A 22,904-nucleotide genomic window follows, 5' to 3' on the forward strand; every position below is an offset into this window, starting at 1 on the left:
CCCGCGGAGAGGGGAGCCTGACGTTAAAATGTGAAAGACCCGGCCCAATATTGAGCCGGGTCTTTTAATTATGAATTGAGCTGGTTCTTGTGCCGTGGCTCCCCTCTCTTTTGGAGAGGGGCCGGGGGTGAGGTTCTACCGGCGCGCTGCAGTACGTTTTCCACAAGCTAAAAGTCAGCCTCACTTAGCCGGGTTCCACGGCTCTTTTGCCGCAAAAATCGTCTTAATCGTGTACCGCTTGGCTTCTTTGGCGGTGAGCTGATGCGACCAAGCTACTCGGGCCTTGGGGTTGGCGCCGGGGCCGGTGGAGTGGTACTCGACAAAATAAGCCGTCTTCTCATTCTCGGGGTTTTTCCAGTTTTCCCAGCCAGCCGGCGTGATGTGCCCGCCCATTTCGGTGTTGAGGTACACCACTTTGGCGTGGGGCCGCCAGGGCCTGCCCAGGTAGACCTTCTTGGCCAGCGCGGTATCGGCAATCAGCTTACAGTTCAGGAAAACAAAGCCGAATTCCTGCTCCGGCGGCGTAGAAGCCGCCGTGATAAAGGAATTCTTCTTGCTCTTGATGGTGCAGCGCTCAAACACCGCCGTGGAACTGCCAAAAATAAAATCCGTCGTGCCCTCGATGTAGCAGTCCTTGAAATACTGGCGGCGGTTGTCGGCGGCCAGAAACAGGATGTCTTGATTGCCTACCACGCGGCAGTTTTTGAAGGCGCAGCGGTCGCCTTCCACGTGCAGCGCCACGGCTTGCCCGGCGGTGTAGCCGGCCGTGTTTTCAAAGGTGATGTTCTCGGCCGAAAAGTCGTTGGCCTGCACCAGCACCGAGTGCGAGGTGTAGGTATTGATGCCGTTGGTGCCGCTGTGGTCGTCGAAGGTGATGACGGTGTTGTCCTTGCTCTCCCCCACCAGCGTGAGGCGAATTTTGAGCGTGGGCACCACCAGCTTCTCGCGGTACGTGCCTTTCTTGATGAAAATGGTGACCGGCTTCTGCGACTGGTCGGGCACGGCATTCACGGCCTCCTGCACGGTGCGGTATGTGCCTGAGCCGTCCTGAGCCACGGTAATCGGGCTGGCTTTTGGCACTTCCTGAGCGCGCGAAGCGAAGGCGGCCAGCAATAGAATGGCCAATAATTTTATTCTGAGCATAGCTTAATTCGCTAGTGGGTTCCAGCCGTGCAGCACGTTCTCGCGGGTGTAGAGCCGGACTTCGGCGTCGGTGAGCTGGTGCGACCACGGCACGCGCTGCTTGGGCGCGGCGCCGGGCCCGCGGCTTTGGTATTCGGCGTAGTAGGCCGTTTTCTTGTTACTTTCCTTATCCCAGGGATCCCAGCCCTCGGGCCGAATCACGGCACTCATCTGGCAATTCAAAAACACGGTTTTGGCGTAGGGCCGCCAGGGCCGGCCCAGGCCGAAGCTACCGGCTGGCGCGTCGCCGCCAATGCGGCAGTTGCGGAACACGTAGCCAAACTGCGCCGTGTCGGGCGTAGACGCCGCCGTGACGTAGCCGCCTTTTTTGCAGAAAATCTCGCAGTCCTCAAACCACGCCGTGCTCGAGCCAAAGATGAAATCCACGGTGCCTTCGATGTAGCAGTTCTTGTAAAACTGCCGGCTGCCGTAGCCATACGTGTACAGCGTGTCCTGAAACCCCAGGAAGCGGCAGTTTACAAAAGCGGCCTTGTCGCCGGCCACCCACATGGCCACCGCCTGCCCCACCGGCCCCGACGAATTGGCAAACGTCAGGTTCTCGGCCGAAAAATCAGCCCCGTAGATGTAGCAGCTCGCCGAGCCCGATGTGCCCTTGTCCTCCCCAAAAATGTTCTTCTTCTGGTTGTAGTCGTCGTAAGTCAGGATGGTTTTGTCGCGGTCTTCGCCGATGAGCTTCACCAGGTTTTTGGAACCGGCCAAAATGAGCTTCTCCTTGTAAGTGCCCTTCTTGATGAAGATGGTGGTGACTTTCTTCCGAAAATCAGGCACGGCGTTGAAGGCCTCCTGCACGGTGCGAAACTTGCCGCTGCCGTCCTGCGCCACCACAAAATCATAGCCCCAGGCCCGGCCCAGCGTAAGGCAACTCAGGAACAGTAGCAACAGCAGCGGCTTCATAGACGGGCAGGTTTATTCAGTAAACCTAGTCGCTAAAGTCCTCGAAACCACCTTTTTTCTATGCAATCGTTGCCGGCAACGTTGCCGTTGCTCTCCCGCTTGTCATGCTTAGGCACGAACTGGGTGTATCGCGCCTTTTGTCATGCAGAGCGCAGCGAAGCATCTTATCACGCCCCAACGATTGGTTCTGACCTGATAAGATGCTTCGCTGCGCTCTGCATAATAGGCGCAGGGCGCCCGCTGCATAGCAGCAACTACATCTTCGAAAGTCAAACCCACAAAAAAAAGCCCGACCTGACGGCCGGGCTTTTTTTGTGGTATTCTGGCTAATTACTCGCCCGAAGCCTTCGTGAGCAGGTCCACTACCTCGGCCGATATACCGGTGGTGCTGAAGCCGCCGTCGTGCATCAGGTTTTGCATGGTCACGTAGCGGGTCAGGTCCGAGAACATGGCGATGCAATAATCAGCGCAGGCTTCGGCCGGGGCGTTGCCCAGGGGCGACATCATGTCGGCGAAGTTGTAGAAGGCGTCGAAACCGGTGATGCCGGTGCCGGCGGTGGTTTTGGTGGGCGACTGCGAGATGGTGTTCACGCGCACTTTCTTGAGCTTGCCAAAGCGCTGGCCGTAGCTACGGGCAATGCTTTCGAGCATGGCCTTGGCCTGGGTCATGTCGGTGTAGTCGAGGAAGGCGCGCTGAGCGGCGATGTAGCTCAGGGCCACGATGCTGCCCCACTCGTTCATGGCGTCCTGCTTCTCAGCCACGGCCATCATCTTGTGAAACGACATGGCCGACACGTCGATGGTCTGCTGGAAGAATTTGTAGTCCAGCTCGCCGTAGTGCTTCTTCTTGCGGATGTTGGCGCTCATGCCAATGCTGTGCAGCACGAAGTCAATCTTGCCGCCCAGCTTCTCCTGCGCACCCGAAAACAGCGCTTCCAGCTCTTCCGTCGACGTCGCATCGGCCGGGATGATGGGGGCGTTGCATTCCTCGCTCAGCTTGTTGATTTCGCCCATGCGCATTGCCAGCGGGGCATTGGTGAGCACAAAGCGGGCACCTTCCGCGTGAGCTTTTTGAGCTACTTTCCAGGCGATGGATTGGTCGTTGAGGGCGCCGGAGATGATTCCGACTTTACCGGCGAGGAGGTTGTTAGCCATTTAGGTGAAATAGTGAGTTGGTGAGATGGTGAGTAGCCCGCCGCCCGGGCGTTGGGCGCAAACGCGTGGCAAGTTAGCAAATACCCTTGCCCCGCGCCCACCAACTCACTATTTCACCACCTCACCACTCGCCACCTCGCCCCGCAGCGCCAGCAACTCGCGGGCGCTCTGGAAGGCATTTTCGCTGGGCTTGGCGCCCGCAATCATGTGGGCGATTTCCTTGATGCGGTCGTCCTGGTTCAGCTCGCGGATGCGGCTCACCGTGCGGTCGGCGCGGTCTTCCTTGTACACGAAGTAGTGCACGTCGCCGGCTGCAGCCATTTGCGGTAAGTGCGAAATAGCCACCAACTGGTGCTTCTGCGCCATCTGCTGCATCATGCGGCCCACTTTCACGGCAATTTCGCCGGAAATACCGGTGTCGATTTCGTCGAATACGATTGTGGGCAAGGCCGTTTTATCAGCCAACATGTACTTGATGCACAGCATCAGGCGCGAGAATTCACCGCCTGACGCGGCTTTGCTCAGCGTCTGAGGCTGGGCGCCTTTGTTGGCCGTGAAGAGGATGCTCACCACGTCGGTGCCGCTGGTGGCGGGCGCGCCAACGCTGTGCTGCACCACGATGCGGGCGTGCGGCATGCCGAGGTCGGCCAGCAGCAAACCCAGCTGCTTTTCGAAGGTGGGGAACGACTTGCGGCGGCTTTCCGAGAGCTTGGCCGCTTGCTTGGTCACGGCCGCCAAGGCCGCATCCGAATCCTTGCGCAGGCGGTTAATTTCTTTGTCCAGGTTCAGCACGGAGCTTACTTTTTGGCGCAGGCTGTCGCGCACGGCAATAAGGGCCGACAGGTCGCGGGCCTGGTGCTTGCGCTGCAGGGTGTAGAGCACGTTGAGCCGTTCTTGCAGCTCTTCGGCGCGGGCGGGGTCGCCTTCGGTGCGGCGCTCGGCTATTTCCACCTCGTCGGCGATGTCGTGCAGCTCAATCAGGCAGCTGTCGAGGCGCTGGCGCAGTTCCTGGAAGTTCTCGCCGTAGCTGGCCACCTGCCCCAGCAGCACCACGGCTTCTTTCATGCTGCCAGTGGCACAGGTTTCGCTGTCGCGCAGCCCGTGCAGGGCTTGGCTCAACTTGTACTTGATTTCCTCGGCGTGCTCCAGCTGCTTCACCTCCTGCTCCAGGGCGTCCTGGTCTTCGGTATCGAGGCGGGCTTCTTCCAGCTCATTGAGCAGGAAGCTATTGTAGTCTAACTCCTTACTGGCCTGGGCGGCCTGGCTTTCCAGGGCTTGCAGGTCGGCTTCCAGCTTGCGGTACTGCCGGAAAGCGTTGCTGTACTGGGTGCGCTGCGGCACCAGCCCGGCGTACAAGTCCAGCAAATTGAGCTGAAACACGGCATCGCCCAGCAGCAGCGTATCGTGCTGCGAGTGAATGTCCATGAGGTTGGCGCCGATTTTACGCAGGGCATCCAGCGTCACCGGCGTGTCGTTCACAAAAGCGCGCGACTTGCCGTTGGGGCTGATTTCGCGCCGCAGAATGCAATGCGTGTCATAGTCCAAATCTTCGGCGTCGAAGATGTCCTGCAGCTGATAGTTGGCGATATCGAACTGGCCTTCAATCACGCACTTGCGCTCGGTATCGAACAGCATGCGCGAATCCGCGCGGTTGCCGAGCAGCAGGCCAATGGCGCCCAGCATGATGGACTTGCCGGCGCCGGTCTCTCCCGTAATGATGTTCAACAGCGGCGATGGGCGCAGCTCCAGTTGCTCAATCAGAGCGTAGTTTTTGATACGTAAATCGACTAACATAATATTTTAGAACGTCATGCCGAGCGTAGTCGAGGCATCTCGCGTGGGGTAGTAATCCAATCAATTGGCTTAGTTGCACATGCGTGATGCCTCGGCTACGCTCAGCATGACGTTTTAATGTACAGGACGTTTTCAGTTATTTACTTCATCACCGACTGGTATTTGGCCGAATTCGTCGGGTCTACTTCCGTGAGCATGGTCACGAGCTGCTGCTTCATTTGACGGTCCTGGCTGGTCCGAAAAATATTGGCGATTTCATCGGACTTCGCGTCGAAGAATGCCCGGGCAAACAAAGTGCTGGGCCGCATCACGGCGGCGCGCTGGATGCCGGTCAGGGCCATCATCACCGAGGTGCGGGCTTCTTCGGGCCTATCCACAAATATGTCCAGCCCTTGCCGATAATAGGCATAGAGGCCGGTGCGGAAGCCTTCGAGCTGCGGGTCCACAATGTTGTCGAGCAGAAAGTGACGCTCCCGCGAGCCGGTGCCGCGCCAGCCTTCGTCCACCTCGCCGGTACTGGTTTGGCCGGCCGAATAATTGACCACGTTCCGGGCCAGCTCATAATACTGGGTGCCGCCGAGCCGGGCAAACGTGTCCCGGTCGAGCCCAATGACCATATAGGCATAATAGCCCAGCAGCGACGAGAGGTTCGACACGAAGCTGTTGGGCGAGAAGTCCAGTGGCGTTTGCGGCGAATAGTTAAAGTTAAAGCTCCGGTCTACGATGCTGATGACGTTGGTCTCGTACCCGGTGCCGAACACGGGGCGCGTCGAAATCAAGCGCATCGTGGCATTGTAGGTGCCGTTTTGCGGAATGCTAGTGATGCCAATGAATATCTTGAGCCGAATCCGCTCCTCGGGCTTGTAGGTCTGGGTGGTCCAGGCGCGGTTGTTGAGGAAGTTCCGAATGTCGGTTTGCATCTGCGTAACCAACGTCGGGTCCGAGATGGTCACGTTTTCGGTGGTCACGTTCACTTCGGCTTGAAGCTCTTGGGCGCGGGCCACGGGGCCAGCCACAAGTAGCAGTACGAACATCGGCAAGGCTGCGAGAAATTTTCGCATCATGGGGTTGGGGTCAGGCGCGCCAGAATCAGACTTACCAGTCCGCGGGCCACGTCGGCTTTGGACTGCAACTCAAAATTAACGATTTGGCCGGCGGCATCCAGCACGGTCACCTTGTTAGTGTCGTGGCCAAAGCCCGCCCCGGCATCGCGCAAAGAATTCAGCACAATGAGGTCGAACTGCTTGCGGCGCAACTTGTCCTGGGCGTGGGCCAACTCGTTTGTTGTCTCCAACGCAAAACCCACGGCAAATTGTTCAGGCCGCTTGCTTTGGCCGAGCGTGCCGGCAATATCCACGTTTTTCACCAGCTCCAGCGTGAGCGTTTCGCCGGATTTCTTGATTTTTTCTGACGCCACGTGCGCCGGCCGGTAGTCGGCCACGGCCGCCGCAAACACCCAAACATCTGCCGTAGCAGCCACGGCCGAAGCCGCCGCAAACATCTCGGCCGCCGTTTCTACCCGCACGGTCCGAATGCGCGGGCTGGCCGGGTCCGGCAGGCTGCTGGGTCCGCTCACCAGCGTTACCTCCGCGCCCTGCGCCGCAAACGCCTCCGCCAACGCGTAGCCCATTTTTCCAGTCGAGCGGTTCCCCAGAAATCGGACGGGGTCGAGCGGTTCGTAGGTTGGGCCAGCGGTGAGAAGAACGTGCATTTATGTTTGTTTAAGAGAATCAAAGAACGTCATGCTGAGCTTGTCGAAGCATCTCTACCGCAGTAGTAAATTAGATTACTTACTCGGTAGAGATGATTCGACAAGCTCAGCATGACGTTCTTCCTAGCTAGCCTGCAAATCATTGAAAAACTGCTCCAGCTCGTCGACTATCTCCTCGGGCTCCAGCATGCGGCCGGGGCCGCTAAGTCCGCTGGCCAACTCTCCGCTGGGCGAGTCGAATACGTGGTTGCCGAAGGAGCGCAGGCGCGCCAGGTTCTGCGTCACGGCGGGGTGGGCAAACATGTCCACGTCCATGGCCGGGGCCAGAAACACCGGGCAACGGGCCGAGAGGCACACGGCACACAGCAGGTTTGGACACAGACCATTGGCCAGCTGGCCGATGGTATTGGCACTGGCCGGCGCTATCACCAGGGCATCGGCCCAAAGGCCCAGCTCCACGTGGTTGTGCCACTCACCCGCGGCCGCATCACGCAAAAAGCCCGTCAGAACGGGCTTCTTGGAGAGGGTACCTAGCGTGAGGGGCGTCACAAAAGCAGCCGCTGCTTCCGTGAGGATAACCTGTACTTCGGCCCCGGCCTTCACGAGCAGGCGCGTGAGCACCGCGGCCTTGTAGGCGGCGATGCTGGCACTGACCCCCAGCAGAATGCGGCGGCCTTGTAAAGCGGTTAGCGGTGGATTAGTTGGTAGAGCTTCTGGCATATATGCCTCGTTGATAGACCAATATTAAAGTAAAAACGTCATGCTGAGCTTGCCGAAGCATCTTGCCCGCTTCGTTGCAATCAGCTTTGATTACTACTGCGGGCAAGATGCTTCGGCAAGCTCAGCATGACGTTCACTTTCAACAAGCCATAACCGACTGTTATTACGGGCAACCGGAAGCCTTAGAACAGCTCGCGGGGCACCGGAATCTCCTCCGGCTCGGGCGTGGTGTACTGGATTTTGCCTTGCAGGAACTCCTCGATGGCCAGGCTGGTGGGCTTGGGCATGCGCTCGTACTGCTTGGAAACCTCAATTTGCTCGCGGTTCTCGAATACTTCCTCCAGGTTGTCGACGGTGGAAGCAAACTCGGCCAGGCGGTCGTTCAGCTCCTCTTTCAGCTTCACCGACAGCTGGTTGGCGCGCTTGGAAATCACGGCGATGGCCTCGTACACGTTGCCGTTGTCGCCGGTGATGTCGGCCACGTTGCGCGTAATGATGGAGCTCGACGGGGTGTTGGGATTAGGTTTCATGGGCTGAATTAATTACAAATTAGTTGGATGCCGCAGCCGGCGTAGCTTTCAGCTTGATAATCTGGGCCTGGCTGACGTCGAACATGTCTTGCGCAGCTTTTAGGCTTTTGCTCTTGGGGTAAGCGTCCAAGAATTGCTGATAGAAATTGATTGCTTCCAAATACCGCTCACGCTGCTTCGATTCGATGCTTTCCTCAGCCCAGGCATATTGAGCGCTCAGGCGCAGGAAGGCGGCTTGCTCGGCATACGCCGAAGCGGGGTATTGCTGCTGAAAGTTGGTGAGGGCCACCACGGCCGCTTGGTTGTAGCGCAGCTGAAAGTACAGCTTGGCGCTTTCAAATGCTTTGTTTTCCAGCTTTTTCTGCAGTTCCTGGGCCATGTTCTCGGTTTCTGCCTTGAACTTGCTTTCGGGAAAACGATTCAGAAAATCCTGGATGGATTCCAGCGCCGACACTGTGTTGGTCTGGTCCAACTCGTAGCCCGGCGAGTCGAGAAACAGCGACTTGGCGTTCAGAAACGCGGCTTCCTCCGAATACTCAGAGTTGGGATACGTGTCCGTAAACTGCTTGAAATAGAAGGAGCTCAGTACGTAGTTGTGCTGCTTGTAGTTCGTATTGGCAAAGTAGAACTGAGCTTTTTCGGCCTCGGGCCGGCCTTTCAGTAGCGGAATCAGGTCTTCAAGCAGGGTTCCGGCCCGGAAGAAGTCGCCTTTGTCGTAATACTTGACAGCAGCTTCGTACTTTTTATTGACGTCGGTGCTTTTCAGCAGACGTTGGTAGCTACTAACGCAGGATCCCAGAATGAGGGTACTAACGAGCAGAAAGAGAACCGTGAGGCGAGAAATCGGCATATGGGGTGCAAAGGTAACGATTTGAGCCCGCGAAGGCAAACGGGCCGCCGCTTCCGGCCGGGCCGCTAGCAGCAAGAGCGCCGGCAGGCCGCTAAAGGTTGCAGCTAGCGCCGCGGGGTAGGTGTCGTGGCTGGCTGCTTGGGAGGCGATACAGCGGCTGCGGGCTTGGTCGGTTTGGCAACGGCCTTGGGCGTGGGAGATGGCTTGGGAGCCGTGGTTTTGGGAGTCGTTTTTTTCAGGGTGGCTGGCGCCGTGGCAGTGCGTCGGGTGGTCGCACTGGTCTTTTTCTTGGTGGCTTTGCGCTTCTTGGGCCGGTCGTCGAACTGCTTGCCCAACACCTGGCGGCGCGTCGGCCGTTCCTTGGCGTGCCAGCTATACCCCTTGAGCCGTTCGTCGTCGGGCTTGAGCTCGTGGGGCGGAATGAACTTGGCCTCGGGGTTCGACAGCACCGTTATTTTATTCAGCTTGCTGTCCAGAAACAACATTCGCATGTTGGCCGACAGCACCCGGTTCATGCCCGTGGTGGCGGTGTCATTGTCCAGGGCATAAAAAATGCTTTCCGCGTTGCCGAGCACGTCGATGCGCCGGAGCTTATTGTCGCGGAAGTAGGCCATCATGTTGCGGCCCTTGGTTTGGTTGAAGTTGAGCAGGGTATCCTGGCTCACGGCGAAGGCATTGGCGTAGAGGCGCATCTCATCTACCCGACCGCGCTTTGAGCGGATTTGCATCGAGTCGGCGGTGAGCTGGTTTTTGGCCTGCCACAGCACCGGGTTGCGGTTGAGGTAGATGATGCTGTCCTGCCGGTCGTAGGTCAGCGAGTCGCAGATACCCTGCAGGTTGCCCCGGAAAATCTTCACCTTCGGGTAGGCATACAGTACCGTGCGGGTGGTGGTTTGGCCGGGGCGGGCCTCCATGCTTATCAGCGTGTCGGCGGCCAGGTACAGCGTATCCTTTTCGCTGATGTTGCGCACCACCGGCCGGCCGCCGTAGAGTTTGGTGCGGCCCAGGCCGCGCCAGTACCGGCCCACGTCGCCGCGCAGGGTGAGGTTGTCTTTTTTCGAAATCAGGGTCACGTGACCGCGGGCCACGCCGTAGAGCCGCGCTTCGTCGTATATCAGTTGGTCGCCCCCGAGCAGGTAGTTGGGCGTGTCGATTTTGGCGTTTCGCTTGAAGTTGGATACCCGCGTAAGGGTATTGTAGTTGCCGCCCTCAGCATATAGGTTTCCGCTCTTGCCTTTGATGCGCGTGGGGCCTTCGAAGTAGGCAATTTTGGAAACGGTATTGTAGCGCAGCGTGTCGTTGTTCAGCTCAGAATCGGGCGTGACGAGGTGCACGCCGCGCTTGAAGACGAAGACTTTCGAGTTGGTATCGTAGAAACCCTGCTGGCTGTCGAGGGTATTTTGTGGGTCGGTGAGGTGGCCGGTTTCGGTGTACGAGGCCGTTTTGCGGTTCAGGTCGTAGTCCAGGCTGGGCGTGGTCAGGGTGATGCGCGGGTCGCGCATCACCACGTTGCCGGTCATACGGGCGGTGCGCTTGTCGCCGTCAAAAAAGCCCTTGTCGCCGGTAATAGTCATGGTGTCGCTCTGCAGCACCCGCACGTTGCTGAAAGCTTCGACCTGGTTGCGGTCGAGGTATTGGTAGGCCGAGTCGCAGTACAGAAAGGTGTCTTCCTGCTGGAAGCTGACGTTGCCGAGCAGCTTGCGAATTTTTATGCCGTTGAAGTCGCCCCCCACCAGTGCGCCAGCGGTGAGCAGCTTAATCGGGGCGCCTTTGCCCGCCACTTTCTTACCCGGCGGGCGCTGGCCGGGCGCGGCCGGCAGGATGGCCTTGGGCCGGATGGTGGGCACTGGCGTATCCCGCGGCAGGGTCGGGCGTTGGGCCTGCCCCAGCAGCGGCAGCAGCGCCAGGAGAAGAAAAAAGTAGCGGGGGAAAGCCATTGGGTGGTCAAAGGTAGGAACGGGGCCCGCGCTAACGGCCATCTTTGCGCTGTAGTACCCCGCGGGACGCGCCGCTCGGCTCCTATCCGTAAGGAAGAGGCCCGAGCGGGCTTCCACGACCTATTTCCGTTTTGTTATGCTTGATACTGTTCGCCGCTTCATTGAGGAGCACGCCCTTTTTTCCATTGAAAAAGACCCGGTGCTGGTGGCCGTAAGCGGCGGCCTCGATTCGGTGGTATTGTTAGACATTCTGCACCGCCTGGGGGTTCAAGTAGCCGTGGCCCACTGCCACTTCGGCCTCCGCGGCGAAGACGCCGACGCCGACGAGCAGTTTGTGCGCAAGCTGGCCAAGCAGTACGGCCTCCCCTACTTCGCCGAGTTTTTCCAGACCAAGGAATTTGCCGAGCAGGAAGGCATTTCGACCCAAATGGCGGCCCGCTTCCTGCGCTACCGCTGGTTTGAGCAGGTGCGCGAGGCGCAGGACCTGGCCTACATCGCCACCGGCCACCACCAGCGCGACCAAGCCGAAACCATGATTCTCAACCTCACGCACGGCACCGGCCTGGCCGGGCTGCACGGCATTCAGGTGAAAAACGGCCACGTGGTGCGCCCGCTGCTGGGCGTGGGCCGCGACGACCTGCACGACTACCTGGTGGAGCGCGGCCTGCGCTGGCGCGAAGACGACAGCAACGACAGCACCGTGTACCAGCGCAACCTGCTGCGCCACGAGGTGCTGCCCGTGCTGCGCGAAATCAACCCCAACCTAGACCAGACCCTGCACGGCACGGCCGAACGCGTGGGCGGCGCTGAGGAAATAGTGCGGCGCTACGTGGACGACACCACCGCCCAGGCCCGCCGCGACGAGGCCGAAGTGACCTACCTCAGCATTGCCACCCTCCAGAAAACGGCCGCCACGGCCGTGGTACTGCACGAAATGCTCCGCCCCTTCGGCTTTTCCTGGCCGATGGTGAAGGACATTGTGGCGGCCTTTCCCGGCGAGTCAGGCCGACGCTTCGATTCGCCCACGCACCGCCTGGTGAAGGACCGCGAGAACCTGGTTATCACGCCGCGGCGGCTTACGCAGTACGGCACCTTCCAGCTGGCTGCGGGCCAAACCGACTTGCTGGCCGACGGCATGCGCCTGAAAGCCGAGCTGCACGATGACGCCAAGCATTTCATCATTCCGCGCTCCAAAAGCACGGCCGCGCTCGATGCCGACAAGCTGAAATTCCCGCTCACCCTGCGCAAGTGGCAGGAGGGCGACTGGTTTATGCCACTGGGCCTGAAAGGCAAGAAGCTGCTCAGCGACTTCCTCATCGACCAGAAAGTACCGCTCAACTTGAAAGATGACGTGCGCGTGCTGACCTCTGCCGATGGCAAAATCTGCTGGGTGGTGGGCTGGCGTGTCGACGACCGTTTTAAAGTAGAAGACGCCACCGAGCGGGTGCTCACCGTGCAGCGCATGTAAAACGCCCGGCGGGTCCCGCCGGGCGCTACTCCTTACTTCTTCAGCACCAGGTAGCCGTAGGCCGGCAGCGAAACCGCGCTGCCCAGCGTTACGGAAGTGCCTTGGAGGGCATCGGTCCAAGTGGTGCCGACCAAGGAGACGGGCACGGTGTACTGCCGCGCACTATTGCGCACGTTGGCCATCACAAAGGCCTGCTCGCTGCCCGCGGTTTTGGTGAAGGCGCAGACATCGGCCGAGCTGTAGGCTGTGGGCGTGCCGCGGCGCAGGGCGGCGCTACCGGCGCGGGCCCGTAGAAGCTGCTTGTAGGCGCGCGTCACGTCGGGGCGCACGTCCCACTTCACTTTTACCGACGTGAATGGGAAGGGAATGGCGGTGGTCATGCCAGACTCCTGGCCATTGTACACCATCGGCACGCCCTTGTAGCAGGAGGCAATCACGAAAGCCGACATGGCGCCGGCATCGCCGCCAAACAAGGCCACTGGGGTGCCATCGGAGCCGTTCACGTCGTGGTTGGTGGTGTAGCGCACTACTTGCTGGGTGCCGGTTGCTCCCGTGTACTCGCTGGCATTCAGGGCATCGAAGGTTGTGGCTGACCCGCCATTGCCGAATACGCTGCGCAGGCCGCCGTAGAAATTAAAGCCAAAGTTGTAGTCGAACCCCGCGCTGAAGTTGGCGCTGCGGGTGGCCTCAGACAGCAGCAGGAGCTTGTGCGTTTTCACGTGGCGCAGCGTATCCACCGCCTGCTGCCAAAAATCCACGGGGGGCGCATCGGCATAATCAAATCGAAATCCGTCGACGTTGGCCGTATACACCCACGATTTCAGGGCTGCAATCAGGTTCAGGCGCATGGCCGGATTACTGAAGTTGAGCTGAGCCACATCGGTATAGTTGGTGTTGGGCGGGCTGAGGATGGTGCCGGCACTATTCTGCAAATACCAGTCGGGGTGGTCTGCAACCCAGGCATTGTCCCAGCTGGTGTGGTTGGCCACCCAGTCCAGCATCACGCTCAGGCCCCGGGCGTGGGCGGCGTCCACGAGGGTGCGCAGGTCGGCCAGGGTGCCGAATTCAGGATTCACCGCCCGGTAATCTTTTACGGCGTAGGGCGAGTTTACTCCCCGAAGCGTCCCGACCGGATAAATGGGCATCAGGTACACCACATTTGCTCCCAGGGCCTTGATGGAATCGAGCCGGGCCGTAACGCCTGCAAAGTTGCCGCCCTGGCTAAAGGCCCGCATGTTCACCTGGTAGATAACGGCATCTTCCCGGTTGGGCACGCCGGTGAAGGGGGTACCGTATTGCGGGGGCGTCGGAATGCTGGTGACGGGCGGGTTGAAGGGGGCGAACGCAGGCGTAGGCGCCTCTTTTTTGCAGCCGGCCAGCAGGCCCAGGCCCAGCACCAGGGCCAGGCTATTTTTGAAAGCAACAGTAATAAATGCTGGCATGTAGGAATAAATAAATTGGGTTGTGTAGGCGGTAAGGTTTGCCGCTAAAGGGGTGCCGCCCGCAAAAGGTTAGGTATGGGCCTGCAGGCGGCATGAGGCAATGGCGCCTAGGCCGCGGCAAGGTACTCGCGGCGGCCCAGTCCAATTGTGCATAGCCCGGGCCGGGGTATCGAAATTTTGGCATTGCCTGCCGCGGAACAGAGTTTCGGGGTACTTTTGCGCCTGTTCCTCCCTTACATTCTAACTCCATCCCAATGAAAGTTACCGTAGTCGGAGCCGGCAACGTAGGCGCAACTTGCGCCGATGTGCTCGCCACCCGTGAAATTGCCAACGAAATTGTTCTGGTTGACATCAAAGAAGGCATTGCCGAAGGCAAGGCCCTCGATATCTGGCAGAAAGCTCCGATTATCGGCTACGACTCGCGCACCGTGGGCGTCACCAACGACTACGCCCGGACTGCGGGTTCTGATGTAGTGGTTATCACCTCGGGCCTGCCCCGCAAGCCCGGCATGAGCCGCGACGACCTGATTTCGGTGAACGCCGGCATCGTGAAGTCGGTAACCGAGCAGGTGGTGGCCCACTCCCCCAACGCCATTATCATCATCGTGAGCAACCCGCTCGACGTGATGACCTACCAGGCCCACCTCACCGCCAAGCTGCCCCGCGAAAAGGTGTTCGGCATGGCCGGCATTCTGGACACGGCCCGCTACCGCGCCTTCCTGGCCGAGGCCCTGAACGTGAGCCCCAAAGACATTCAGGCCGTGCTCATGGGCGGCCACGGCGACACCATGGTGCCCCTGCCCCGTTACACCACCGTGGGCGGCATCCCCGTTACCGAGCTCATCGGCAAAGCCGAGCTGGACGCCATCGTGCAGCGCACCGCCCAGGGCGGCGGCGAGCTGGTGAAGCTCATGGGCACCTCGGCCTGGTACGCGCCGGGCGCAGCGGCCGCTCAGATGGTGGAAGCCATTGTGCGTGACCAGCGCCGCGTGTTCCCCGTGTGCCTTGAGCTGCAAGGCGAGTACGGCATCAACGGCGTGTACCTCGGTGCCCCGGTTATCCTCGGCAAAAACGGCGTGGAGCGGGTGATTGAACTTCAGCTCAACGACGAAGAAAAAGCCCTGCTGGAAACTTCGCGCGGCCACGTGAAAGAAGTAATGGATGCCCTGGACAAAATGGGCCAACCCGCGTAATTGTTGAGCTAATTATTGAGTGCGAAAAAGGCCCCACTGGAAATTCCGGCGGGGCCTTTTTTCGTATTCTGAGCCATGGCTGAAAAACCAAAGCTCAGCAGCAGTCAAACGTATTTACACCAGAAATAACATCTTATTTATCAGAGCATTTAGAGCACGTCTCCTTTGCTACAAAAGATGCTTACCTTAGTATTCCCCCGGTAGCAATGCGGCCTAGTTTATCATGAAAAGAGTGCTCGCAAATTCGTTTGATAAGGTGTACTTGACCATCGAATTTGACCAGGAAAACAACTGGGTTTACAACAACTGGATAGGCGTGCTCCCGACCGATAACGTCATCCTGGGCTGCCAGGCCACCATCGATTTTCTACGGGAAATTAATTGCTCGTTGATGCTCAACGACAACCGGCAGGTAATCGGCTCCTGGACGGCCGCCAACGAATGGATTGCCGAAAATTGGGTGCCGCAGGTGCTGGCCCTGGGCCTCAAGCGGTTTGCCCACGTGGTGTCGCCCGGCATTTTTGGGCAGACCTCGGCCGCCGAAATGGTTACCCTCGTGGGCACCCAGCTGGAGATGCGCCTGTTCAAGGACATTGAGCTGGCCAAGGCCTGGCTGCGCGAGGCGTAGGGCCGCCGCGCTACTGCTGGCTGGCCCGGAACAGCTTCTGCTTCTCTTCCTTGGACAAGCTCTCGTAGCCCGAGCGCGAAATCTTATCCAGGATGGTATCAATCTCATCCTGCAGGGGCTGGTTGGCCACGGCGGGCTTTTTGCCGCTTCCCGATGAGGCCGCCGCCACGGGCTCGGCGCGGCGCGTGGTGCTCACGCGCATGGCCGGCCGGCGGCTAAACAGGTTGCTCACCCAGTTGCCCACCGCCTGAATCGGGCGGCCCAGGTCGCGGCCCGCCTGCAGCTGCTTGATGAACACAAAGCCGAGCAGGGCCCCGCCCAGGTGGGCAATTTCGCCGCCGGGGTTGCCGCCGTTCACACCGGCCAAGGAAATCAGGACGACCACGGCCGCAATCCATTTTATCTTGACCGGGCCAATCAGAATCAGCATGAAGGTGAAGTCGGGCAGCAGCGTGGCGCCGGCCACAATGATGGCCGTGACGGCCGCCGAAGCCCCAATCATGGGCGAACCCACGGCTGGCTGAAAGGCCGGAATCAGGTTGTAGCTGAGCAGGAAAATAGCCGCCCCGGCCAGCGCGCCCAGCACGTAGATGCTCACGAGGCGGCGGTCGCCGAGGTACTCGCGCACTAGTTGCCCAAACCAGTACAGGTTGAGCAAGTTGAACAGGATGTGGAAGAAGCCTTCGTGGGTGAAGGCATAGGTCAGGACCGTCCAGGGGTGCCGCAGCAGCACGGGCAGCGACGACGACAGCTCCAGCTGCCGCAACACCGGCGGGTAATAGCCACTCGCGCTGCTCACCGTGAGGATGGTGCGCAGCACAATGAGGCCCGCAAACACCAGCACGTTCAGCAGGATGAGCTGCATGAGGGCGTTGTCGCGGCGGCTGAAAGCAGAGCGGATGTCTTGAACGATGCTCATTGGAGTACCTGGATTAAGCGTAACAAGCGGGCTTTATGATGGTTATAAGGGTTGGCTTAATAAAATCTTTCCCGGCCGCTTTCCCAGAACTTTAGTACGACAAACCCGATGACCAGGCCGCCCAGATGAGCAAAGTGGGCCACGTTGTCGCCGGGGGTGCGGTGCACGCCTGCATAAAGTTCATAGGCCGCATAGAGAAATACGAAGTACTTGGCTTTAATAGGAAACGGGAAAAACAGTAGGAACAATTCAGTATTTGGAAACAAATAAGCGAAGGCGAACAGTATGCCGAACAAGGCCCCGGAAGCGCCCAGCATGCCGGCTGCCCGCGAGCCCGTAATGTCTTTGGCCAGGTTGTCAACGGCATCGGTAGTGGCCTGCACCAGCTCCGGGTCCTTGGGATTGCGCTGCAGGGCCGCCGCCAGGGTTTCGTAGCCCGTGTAGTTGGAGCCGTACTCGCGGTAGAAATTGGCAAAGTCGGCCCCGCTCGGCGCCTGGTGAAACTCCAGCCGGGCCTGCTCCATCTGGTGGATTTCGTAGGCCCGCACGCCTTCGTAGAGCAAACCGGCGCCCACGCCGCATATCAGCCAGAAAGTAAGAAACCGCGAAGGGCCCCAGCGCTGCTCCAGCAGCGGCCCAAACGAAATCAAGCCAAACATATTGGAAATAATATGCCCCCAGCTGCCGTGCAGAAACATGTAGGTGAAGAACTGCCAGGGGTAGAAATACGGCGTGCCAATGGGGTACAAGCTGCCGACTTGGGTGAGCAGCGGCAGCAGATTGGTTTGGGCCAGAAACAGGACAATGTTTGCAATGAGGAGGTTGCGAACCGTGGGGGTCAGGTTGAACATAGAGGGCGTGGGGCTCCGGCGGGGCGCCAGAGAATCGGTGAACAGGGGTCAGTAATCGGCAGGCTGCGCGAACCGGGCTTAAACTTAAGCCAGCGCCAGGGCAGGAAGTTATTTACGGAAAAAATCGGCCAGCTGCTGCCCGTCCAGCAGCACCAGGGTTTTGCGGCCGTCGGGGGTGTAGCCGGGCACTTGGCAGGCAAATAGGCGGTCGGCCAGGGCATTCAGCTCGGCTTCGGGCAGGCGGGTGGTGGCCGTGCCGGCGGCTACGCGGCGGGCCAGCGCCCGGGCCAGGCTTTCGCCCTGGTCGAGCTTGAGCGGGCCGGCTGTGTTGCGGAACTGCTCAATCAGACTTTCCAATAGCTCTTTTTCGTCCTGGGCGGGCATGCCGGCCGGAATGGCTTCCACAGCAATGGTGTTGGGCCCAAACTCCACAAAGATGAAGCCCAGCGCATGCAGCGGCTCGGTAAGCTCGCGCAGCACGGCAAAGTCCGAGGGGCTGAACGTGACGGTGCGCGGAAACAGCAGGGTCTGGGAAGTACCCACGGCCCGGCTCAATTCCTGCCGGAACTGCTCGTAGAGAATCCGCTCGCGGGCCGCCTCCTGGTCGATGAGCAGCACCCCCGACTTCACGGGTACCAGCACGTAGCGCTGCTGCACCTGCACGGCCCGGCTGCCGGCCCCTCCCTCCCGCTCCCGCGGGGGTACCGCGCCGGCCGCGGGCGCCTCCGGCTGGGCCAAGCCCAACGACAGCTCTGCGTTGTCGGCACCAGCAAATGGGGCTGGGCTCCCCATCTCGAAGCTGCGCATGGTGGCCACGTCCAGCGTGGGCTCGTCGCGCACGGGCTGGCCCAATTCGCGGTAGAAGGCTTCGAGTTCGCGCCGGGCCTGCTCGGTGGGGCGCGGCGGCAGCGGCCGCTCGTAGCCGTCGCGGCGGGTGTCGGGCTTGAAATTCGAAAAGCCCGAAGGCCCGGCGGGCAGGCGGGCCGCCGTCGAAGCCGGGGCATCGGGGCGGTAGCCGTCGCTGCTGGCGGCCCGGTCGGCGGGCGTGGCGGCGGGCAGGTGGTCGTCGGCCTCGGGGGGCACTTGCCCGGTGCCCTTGCCGGCCCGTAGCGGCCGGATGGGCGCAAAGTTCACGTCGCCGTCGAAGTCCAGCGAGGGCGCGATGTTGTGCAGGCCCAGGCTCTGCTTCACGGCCGCGCGCACCACGGCGTACACGGTTTTTTCGTCTTCGAACTTGATTTCCGTTTTGGTGGGGTGCACGTTGATGTCGATGGACTTGGGGTCCAGCTCCAGAAACAGCACATAGAACGGGTGGGTGTCGCGCGCCAGCAGGCCCTCGTAGGCCGACAACACGGCGTGGTTGAGGTAAGCCGAGCGAATAAAGCGGTTGTTCACAAAGAAAAACTGGTCGCCCCGGCTTTTCTTCGACGACTCGGGCTTGCCCACAAAGCCCTTCACCGAAATGGAGTGGGTCACTTCTTCGCAAGCGGCCAGCTGCTCCTTGTAGCCGTTGCCGAGCAGCGCCACGATGCGCTGGCTCAACTTGCCCGCCGGCAGGCTAAATACCTCCAGGTCGTTTTGGTACAGTGAGAAGGCAATGTGCGGGTTGGCCAGGGCCACGTGCTGAAACTCGTCGAGAATGTGCCGCATTTCCACGGCATTGCTCTTGAGGAAGTTGCGCCGGGCGGGCACGTTGAAGAACAGGTTCTTCACGGCGATGCTGGTGCCGTCGGGGCAGGCGGTGGGCTGCTGGCTGGTTACCTGCGAGCCTTCCACGAGCAGCAGCGAGCCGGTGTCGTGCTCGCGCTGCTTGGTGCGGATTTCGACCTGGGCCACGGCCGCGATGCTGGCCAGCGCCTCGCCCCGGAAGCCGAGGGTGCGAATGCGAAATAAGTCCTCGGTTGAGCTGATTTTGCTGGTGGCGTGGCGCTCCAGGCTCATGCGGGCGTCGGTGGGCGACATGCCCGCGCCGTTGTCTACTACCTGCACCAGCTGCTTGCCGGCTTCTTTCACAATGAGTTGCACCTGGGCCGCCCCGGCATCGACGGCGTTTTCCAGCAGCTCCTTCACCACGGAGGCCGGGCGCTGCACCACCTCGCCGGCCGCAATTTGGTTGGCGAGGTACTCGGGAAGCAAATGAATTATATCGGGCATGGAGGAAGGCGCACGCTTCAGCTTGCGCTAGAGAAAACAAAAAGAGCTAACCAGCACGTCAACAAGCGGAAACGCGCCCGGCAATAACCGGAAATTGGCCGCGTTTTAAACCCAAAACGGGGTTTCGTGCGTACCTTCGCGGCTAAATAGCGCAATTCCGGCATGAAATTTCGCGGCAGTTGCCGCTCACCTTTCGCACCGGAATGCGCTACGTTTGGAACCTCCAAAGCCAGCCGGCGGGTTCCGCTGCTAACCCTGACAAAAGTACGGCCTTCGCGGCCCGTTTGCCTTTGAACCCACCCATCAACTCCGCGAGGCTTATGCGCATCCCCCTTCAGCTTGCCTTACTGGCTTTGCTGCTAGCCACGGGCTTGCTGCTTTCGTTTTCCGATGTAGAAAAGCTGCCGGCGGACCCGCTGCCAGCTTCCCCGGCCGAGGCGGCCTGGGTCGACAGTGTGTTCAACTCGCTCACCCCGGAGCAGCGCCTGGGGCAGCTGTTTATGGTGGCTGCGTACTCCAACAAGGACAAGGCCCACGCCGCTTATATCGAGCGGCTGGTGCGCAACCAGCACATTGGCGGGGTGATGTTTCTGCAGGGCGGCCCCAAGCGCCAGGCTCTGATGACCAACCGCTTGCAGGCCGCCGCCAAGGTGCCCCTGCTCATTGCCATGGACGCCGAGTGGGGCCTCGATATGCGACTCGACTCTTCGGCTCACTTTGCCAAGCAGATGACGCTAGGCGCCATGGACGACCCCAGGTACGTGTACGAGATGGGCCGCGACATTGCCCGTAAAATGCGGGCGCTGGGCGTGCACATCAGCTTCGCGCCGGTTATCGACGTGAACTCCAACCCCGGCAACCCCGTGATTGGCAACCGCTCGTTTGGCGAAGACCAGGAGCGGGTGGCCAAGCTGGGCATTCAGTACATCCGGGGCTTGCAGGAAAACGGCGTGATGGCCGTGGCCAAGCACTTCCCCGGGCACGGCGACACCGATACCGACTCGCACGTGTCGCTGCCGGTCATCAACACCGACCTGGCCCGCCTCACCAAGGTGGACTTGGTGCCGTTTCAGCAGTCGTTCGAGGCCGGGGTGATGGGCGTGATGGTGGCCCACCTCTACATGCCGCTGTTCGACACGACCAACGCCAAGACCACGACCCTCTCGCACGCCCTGGTAACGGACCTGCTGAAGGACAAAATGGGCTTCAAGGGCCTGGTGTTCACCGACGCGCTCAACATGAAGAGCGTGAGCAAGCTTTACAAAGACGGGGAGCTCGACGCCATGGCACTGGCCGCTGGCAACGACGTGCTGCTGTTTTCCGAGGACGTGCCGGCCGCGCTGATACGCATCCGGGAAGCGGTGAACGCGGGCCACCTGCGGCAGGAAGATTTGGACCTGCGCATCAAGAAGATTCTGCGGGTGAAATATTGGGCTGGGCTGGCCAAGTACCACCCCACCAAGCTGGCGACCATGCGCGACAGCCTGAACCTGCCGGCGTCCAAGGTGCTGGCTCAGAATATTTTTGAGCACGCCGTGACCGTGGTTAAGAACGACGACAAGCTCCTCCCCTTTCAGCGGCTCGATACGCTGCGGATTGCGGCCATCACCATCGGCACCCAGGCCGAGGGGCCGTACGCCACCATTTTCAACAAATACCAGCCGGGCCCGGTGTACGCCGTGCCCAACCGCTACGCCGACGACTCCACTTTTACCCGCATCGCCGCCCGCCTCGGCGGCTACAACGTGGTGGTGGTGAGCCTGCACGGCATGAACAACACGCCCAGCCACAACTATGGTATAGGCGACGGCGCGTTGAAATTCCTCAAGCAGCTCGAAGCCAACCCCAGGTTCAAAACGGTGGTGGTGGCCATGGGCAACGCCTACGGCCTGAAGTTCCTGGAAAATGCCCGCACGCTGGTGTGCGGCTACGAAGACCACTACGCGGCGCAGCTGGTAGTGCCGCAGGTGCTGTTTGGGGCGCTGCCGGCCCGGGGCAAGCTGCCGGTCACCGTTTCGCCCACGCTCAGAACCACCACCGGCATCGCCACCGCAGACTTGCACCGCCTGCGCTACGCCGTGCCCGAAAGCCAGGGGTTGAGTTCGCGCGTGCTGGCCCAGATTGACAACATTGCTCTGGAAAGCCAGACCTACGCCGCCGCTCCCGGCTGCCAGGTGCTGGTGGCTCGCAACGGCACGGTGGTATTCGACCAGAGCTACGGCTACTGCACCTACGACCAGAGCCAACCCGTGACCAGCAGCACGCTCTACGACCTGGCCTCGGTGACCAAGGTGGCCGGCACCCTGCAGGCCGTGATGTACCTCAAGGACCAGGGCAAGCTCAACATCGAGGAGAAAGTAGCCACCTACCTGCCGGAGCTGGCGCGCACCAACAAGCGCGACATGACCATTCGGGACGTGCTGCTGCACCAGGCCGGCCTCAAGCCGGGCATCCCCACCTGGGAGCGCACCGTTAACAGCAGCGGCCTGAAACCGACCTTCTACGCCAGCATCCGCTCCGATAATTTCCCCAACGAAGTGGCGCCCGGCGAATACAGCACCAAAGCCGCCGACGACTCCGTCTGGGCTTGGACCATGCGCTCCAGCCTCCTGCCCAAAATCAAGGGCAAGTACCCCACCGAGTATTCGGACCTGAGCTTCATCGTGATGAAGCGGGTGTGTGAAAAGATTCTCAAGGAGCCGCTCGAGGACTTTTTGCAGGACAACTTCTATCGGCCGCTGGGGCTGGGCAGCATGACGTATAATCCGCTGCAGCGCTTCCCCAAAAGCTGCATCGCGCCTACCGAAAACGACACCTACTACCGCCGCGAGCAGCTGCAGGGCACCGTACACGACCAAACGGCGGCCCTGGTGGGCGGCGTGGGCGGGCACGCCGGTCTCTTTGCCACCGCCAACGACCTGGCCGTGCTGATGCAGATGAACCTGCAAAACGGCAAATACGGGGGCAGCCGCTACTTCCAGTCGCCTGTGGTGACGGAGTTTGCCCGGCCGCAAATGGCCGGCGGCCGCCGCGGCCTGGGCTGGGACCACGGCGACCCCACCAAGCACGAAGGCCCCACCAGCAACCTGGCCCCGGCCAGCACCTTTGGCCACACGGGCTTCACGGGTACTTGCGTGTGGATGGACCCCGACAACCAGATTCTCTACATCTTTCTTTCGAACCGCGTGTACCCGGATGCGGGCAACAACAAGCTGCGCCAGTACAATATCCGGACGCGCATCCACGAGGTGATTTATAAGTCGATGGCGGCCGAAATGGCCAAAAAATAGCTAAGCCTGGTTTAGCCAAAACGAAAGAAGCCACAACCCATCCGGTTGCGGCTTCTTTCGTTTTGGCATTTTTCGTCGCGAAGCGCCACCGCCTGCGGAAACGGCATGAGCTACTTTTATCGCAACCTTTGCGGCCAAAAAGAGTCTGTTTGTTAACATCCCGGC

The 22,904-nt window shown here is 60.4% G+C and carries 18 protein-coding genes; 4 read left to right on the top strand and 14 right to left on the bottom strand.

Features of this window, described 5'->3' with window-relative positions; genetic code table 11:
- Positions 1-180: 180 nt before the first annotated feature.
- The 10 genes from AUC43_RS19470 to AUC43_RS19515 form a co-directional block, all read right to left on the bottom strand.
- A complete protein-coding gene (locus tag AUC43_RS19470) occupies positions 181-1,143 on the bottom strand; it encodes a pectinesterase family protein (RefSeq protein ID WP_068197709.1) in 963 nt (320 codons plus the stop codon).
- A 3-nt stretch (positions 1,144-1,146) separates the two neighbouring features.
- Positions 1,147-2,097, bottom strand: coding sequence for a pectinesterase family protein (locus tag AUC43_RS19475; protein WP_068197713.1), 951 nt, complete (start codon positions 2,095-2,097; stop codon positions 1,147-1,149).
- 330 nt (positions 2,098-2,427) lie between these two features.
- Complete coding sequence (locus tag AUC43_RS19480; RefSeq protein ID WP_068197716.1) at positions 2,428-3,252, bottom strand: enoyl-ACP reductase FabI; 825 nt, start codon at positions 3,250-3,252, stop codon at positions 2,428-2,430.
- 108 nt (positions 3,253-3,360) lie between these two features.
- Positions 3,361-5,046, bottom strand: a complete 1,686-nt coding sequence (gene recN / locus AUC43_RS19485) for a DNA repair protein RecN (protein ID WP_068197719.1) — start codon at positions 5,044-5,046, stop codon at positions 3,361-3,363.
- Between the two features lie 140 nt (positions 5,047-5,186).
- Positions 5,187-6,110 (bottom strand): type IX secretion system protein PorD, encoded by a 924-nt coding sequence (gene porD, locus AUC43_RS19490; protein ID WP_082685229.1) that lies wholly within the window; start codon positions 6,108-6,110, stop codon positions 5,187-5,189.
- The gene (locus AUC43_RS21910) at positions 6,107-6,757 is read right to left on the bottom strand and encodes a phosphopantothenoylcysteine decarboxylase domain-containing protein (RefSeq protein ID WP_068197725.1); all 651 of its coding nucleotides are present in this window, start codon (positions 6,755-6,757) and stop codon (positions 6,107-6,109) included. Before AUC43_RS21910 ends, porD begins: the two co-directional genes overlap by 4 nt.
- Positions 6,758-6,880: 123 nt before the next feature.
- Entirely contained in the window at positions 6,881-7,477 is a 597-nt protein-coding gene (locus AUC43_RS21915; protein WP_068197728.1) for a flavoprotein, read from the bottom strand.
- A gap of 182 nt (positions 7,478-7,659) precedes the next feature.
- Positions 7,660-8,007: a DNA-directed RNA polymerase subunit omega gene (locus tag AUC43_RS19505; protein ID WP_068197730.1), complete on the bottom strand. Its 348-nt coding sequence runs from the start codon at positions 8,005-8,007 to the stop codon at positions 7,660-7,662.
- A 19-nt stretch (positions 8,008-8,026) separates the two neighbouring features.
- Positions 8,027-8,857 carry an outer membrane protein assembly factor BamD gene (locus tag AUC43_RS19510; RefSeq protein WP_068197733.1) on the bottom strand — a complete coding sequence of 277 codons (831 nt, stop codon included), beginning with the start codon at positions 8,855-8,857 and terminating at the stop codon, positions 8,027-8,029.
- A 104-nt stretch (positions 8,858-8,961) separates the two neighbouring features.
- A complete protein-coding gene (locus AUC43_RS19515; protein WP_068197738.1) occupies positions 8,962-10,794 on the bottom strand; it encodes an OstA-like protein in 1,833 nt (610 codons plus the stop codon).
- Positions 10,795-10,930: 136 nt separating this feature from the next.
- Between AUC43_RS19515 and tilS the strand changes: the two genes are divergently transcribed.
- Positions 10,931-12,262, top strand: coding sequence for a tRNA lysidine(34) synthetase TilS (tilS, locus tag AUC43_RS19520; protein WP_068197740.1), 1,332 nt, complete (start codon positions 10,931-10,933; stop codon positions 12,260-12,262).
- Positions 12,263-12,294: 32 nt separating this feature from the next.
- Here tilS and AUC43_RS19525 read toward each other — a convergent pair whose 3' ends face one another.
- Positions 12,295-13,704, bottom strand: coding sequence for an alpha-amylase family glycosyl hydrolase (locus AUC43_RS19525; RefSeq protein ID WP_068197742.1), 1,410 nt, complete (start codon positions 13,702-13,704; stop codon positions 12,295-12,297).
- Between the two features lie 254 nt (positions 13,705-13,958).
- Here AUC43_RS19525 and mdh point away from each other — a divergent pair, with 254 nt between their 5' ends.
- Positions 13,959-14,897 carry a malate dehydrogenase gene (mdh, locus tag AUC43_RS19530; protein ID WP_068197743.1) on the top strand — a complete coding sequence of 313 codons (939 nt, stop codon included), beginning with the start codon at positions 13,959-13,961 and terminating at the stop codon, positions 14,895-14,897.
- A gap of 223 nt (positions 14,898-15,120) precedes the next feature.
- On the top strand, positions 15,121-15,525 hold the full coding sequence (locus tag AUC43_RS19535; protein ID WP_068197744.1) for a hypothetical protein: 405 nt from the start codon (positions 15,121-15,123) through the stop codon (positions 15,523-15,525).
- A 10-nt stretch (positions 15,526-15,535) separates the two neighbouring features.
- On the opposite strand, the gene AUC43_RS19540 is transcribed toward AUC43_RS19535, so the two are convergent.
- The 3 genes from AUC43_RS19540 to mutL all read right to left on the bottom strand — a co-directional run bounded on the left by AUC43_RS19540 (position 15,536) and on the right by mutL (position 19,449).
- A complete protein-coding gene (locus tag AUC43_RS19540) occupies positions 15,536-16,444 on the bottom strand; it encodes a rhomboid family protein (RefSeq protein ID WP_068197745.1) in 909 nt (302 codons plus the stop codon).
- A 56-nt stretch (positions 16,445-16,500) separates the two neighbouring features.
- Complete coding sequence (locus AUC43_RS19545; RefSeq protein WP_068197746.1) at positions 16,501-17,295, bottom strand: rhomboid family intramembrane serine protease; 795 nt, start codon at positions 17,293-17,295, stop codon at positions 16,501-16,503.
- A gap of 108 nt (positions 17,296-17,403) precedes the next feature.
- The gene (mutL, locus tag AUC43_RS19550; RefSeq protein ID WP_068197749.1) at positions 17,404-19,449 is read right to left on the bottom strand and encodes a DNA mismatch repair endonuclease MutL; all 2,046 of its coding nucleotides are present in this window, start codon (positions 19,447-19,449) and stop codon (positions 17,404-17,406) included.
- Positions 19,450-19,769: 320 nt separating this feature from the next.
- On the opposite strand from mutL, the gene AUC43_RS19555 reads away from it, so the two are divergent.
- Positions 19,770-22,739 (top strand): glycoside hydrolase family 3 N-terminal domain-containing protein, encoded by a 2,970-nt coding sequence (locus tag AUC43_RS19555; protein ID WP_068197751.1) that lies wholly within the window; start codon positions 19,770-19,772, stop codon positions 22,737-22,739.
- Positions 22,740-22,904: the final 165 nt, after the last annotated feature.

This window comes from Hymenobacter sedentarius, assembly GCF_001507645.1.
Classification (GTDB): domain Bacteria; phylum Bacteroidota; class Bacteroidia; order Cytophagales; family Hymenobacteraceae; genus Hymenobacter; species Hymenobacter sedentarius.

What these genes read in the sequence shown, in the direction of transcription:
- AUC43_RS19470 (WP_068197709.1), bottom strand. Translation starts at nt 1,143, where the DNA reads ATGCTCAGAATAAAATTATTGGCCATTCTATTGCTGGCCGCCTTCGCT.
- AUC43_RS19475 (WP_068197713.1), bottom strand. Translation starts at nt 2,097, where the DNA reads ATGAAGCCGCTGCTGTTGCTACTGTTCCTGAGTTGCCTTACGCTGGGC.
- AUC43_RS19480 (WP_068197716.1), bottom strand. Translation starts at nt 3,252, where the DNA reads ATGGCTAACAACCTCCTCGCCGGTAAAGTCGGAATCATCTCCGGCGCC.
- recN (WP_068197719.1), bottom strand. Translation starts at nt 5,046, where the DNA reads ATGTTAGTCGATTTACGTATCAAAAACTACGCTCTGATTGAGCAACTG.
- porD (WP_082685229.1), bottom strand. Translation starts at nt 6,110, where the DNA reads ATGATGCGAAAATTTCTCGCAGCCTTGCCGATGTTCGTACTGCTACTT.
- AUC43_RS21910 (WP_068197725.1), bottom strand. Translation starts at nt 6,757, where the DNA reads ATGCACGTTCTTCTCACCGCTGGCCCAACCTACGAACCGCTCGACCCC.
- AUC43_RS21915 (WP_068197728.1), bottom strand. Translation starts at nt 7,477, where the DNA reads ATGCCAGAAGCTCTACCAACTAATCCACCGCTAACCGCTTTACAAGGC.
- AUC43_RS19505 (WP_068197730.1), bottom strand. Translation starts at nt 8,007, where the DNA reads ATGAAACCTAATCCCAACACCCCGTCGAGCTCCATCATTACGCGCAAC.
- AUC43_RS19510 (WP_068197733.1), bottom strand. Translation starts at nt 8,857, where the DNA reads ATGCCGATTTCTCGCCTCACGGTTCTCTTTCTGCTCGTTAGTACCCTC.
- AUC43_RS19515 (WP_068197738.1), bottom strand. Translation starts at nt 10,794, where the DNA reads ATGGCTTTCCCCCGCTACTTTTTTCTTCTCCTGGCGCTGCTGCCGCTG.
- tilS (WP_068197740.1), top strand. Translation starts at nt 10,931, where the DNA reads ATGCTTGATACTGTTCGCCGCTTCATTGAGGAGCACGCCCTTTTTTCC.
- AUC43_RS19525 (WP_068197742.1), bottom strand. Translation starts at nt 13,704, where the DNA reads ATGCCAGCATTTATTACTGTTGCTTTCAAAAATAGCCTGGCCCTGGTG.
- mdh (WP_068197743.1), top strand. Translation starts at nt 13,959, where the DNA reads ATGAAAGTTACCGTAGTCGGAGCCGGCAACGTAGGCGCAACTTGCGCC.
- AUC43_RS19535 (WP_068197744.1), top strand. Translation starts at nt 15,121, where the DNA reads ATGAAAAGAGTGCTCGCAAATTCGTTTGATAAGGTGTACTTGACCATC.
- AUC43_RS19540 (WP_068197745.1), bottom strand. Translation starts at nt 16,444, where the DNA reads ATGAGCATCGTTCAAGACATCCGCTCTGCTTTCAGCCGCCGCGACAAC.
- AUC43_RS19545 (WP_068197746.1), bottom strand. Translation starts at nt 17,295, where the DNA reads ATGTTCAACCTGACCCCCACGGTTCGCAACCTCCTCATTGCAAACATT.
- mutL (WP_068197749.1), bottom strand. Translation starts at nt 19,449, where the DNA reads ATGCCCGATATAATTCATTTGCTTCCCGAGTACCTCGCCAACCAAATT.
- AUC43_RS19555 (WP_068197751.1), top strand. Translation starts at nt 19,770, where the DNA reads ATGCGCATCCCCCTTCAGCTTGCCTTACTGGCTTTGCTGCTAGCCACG.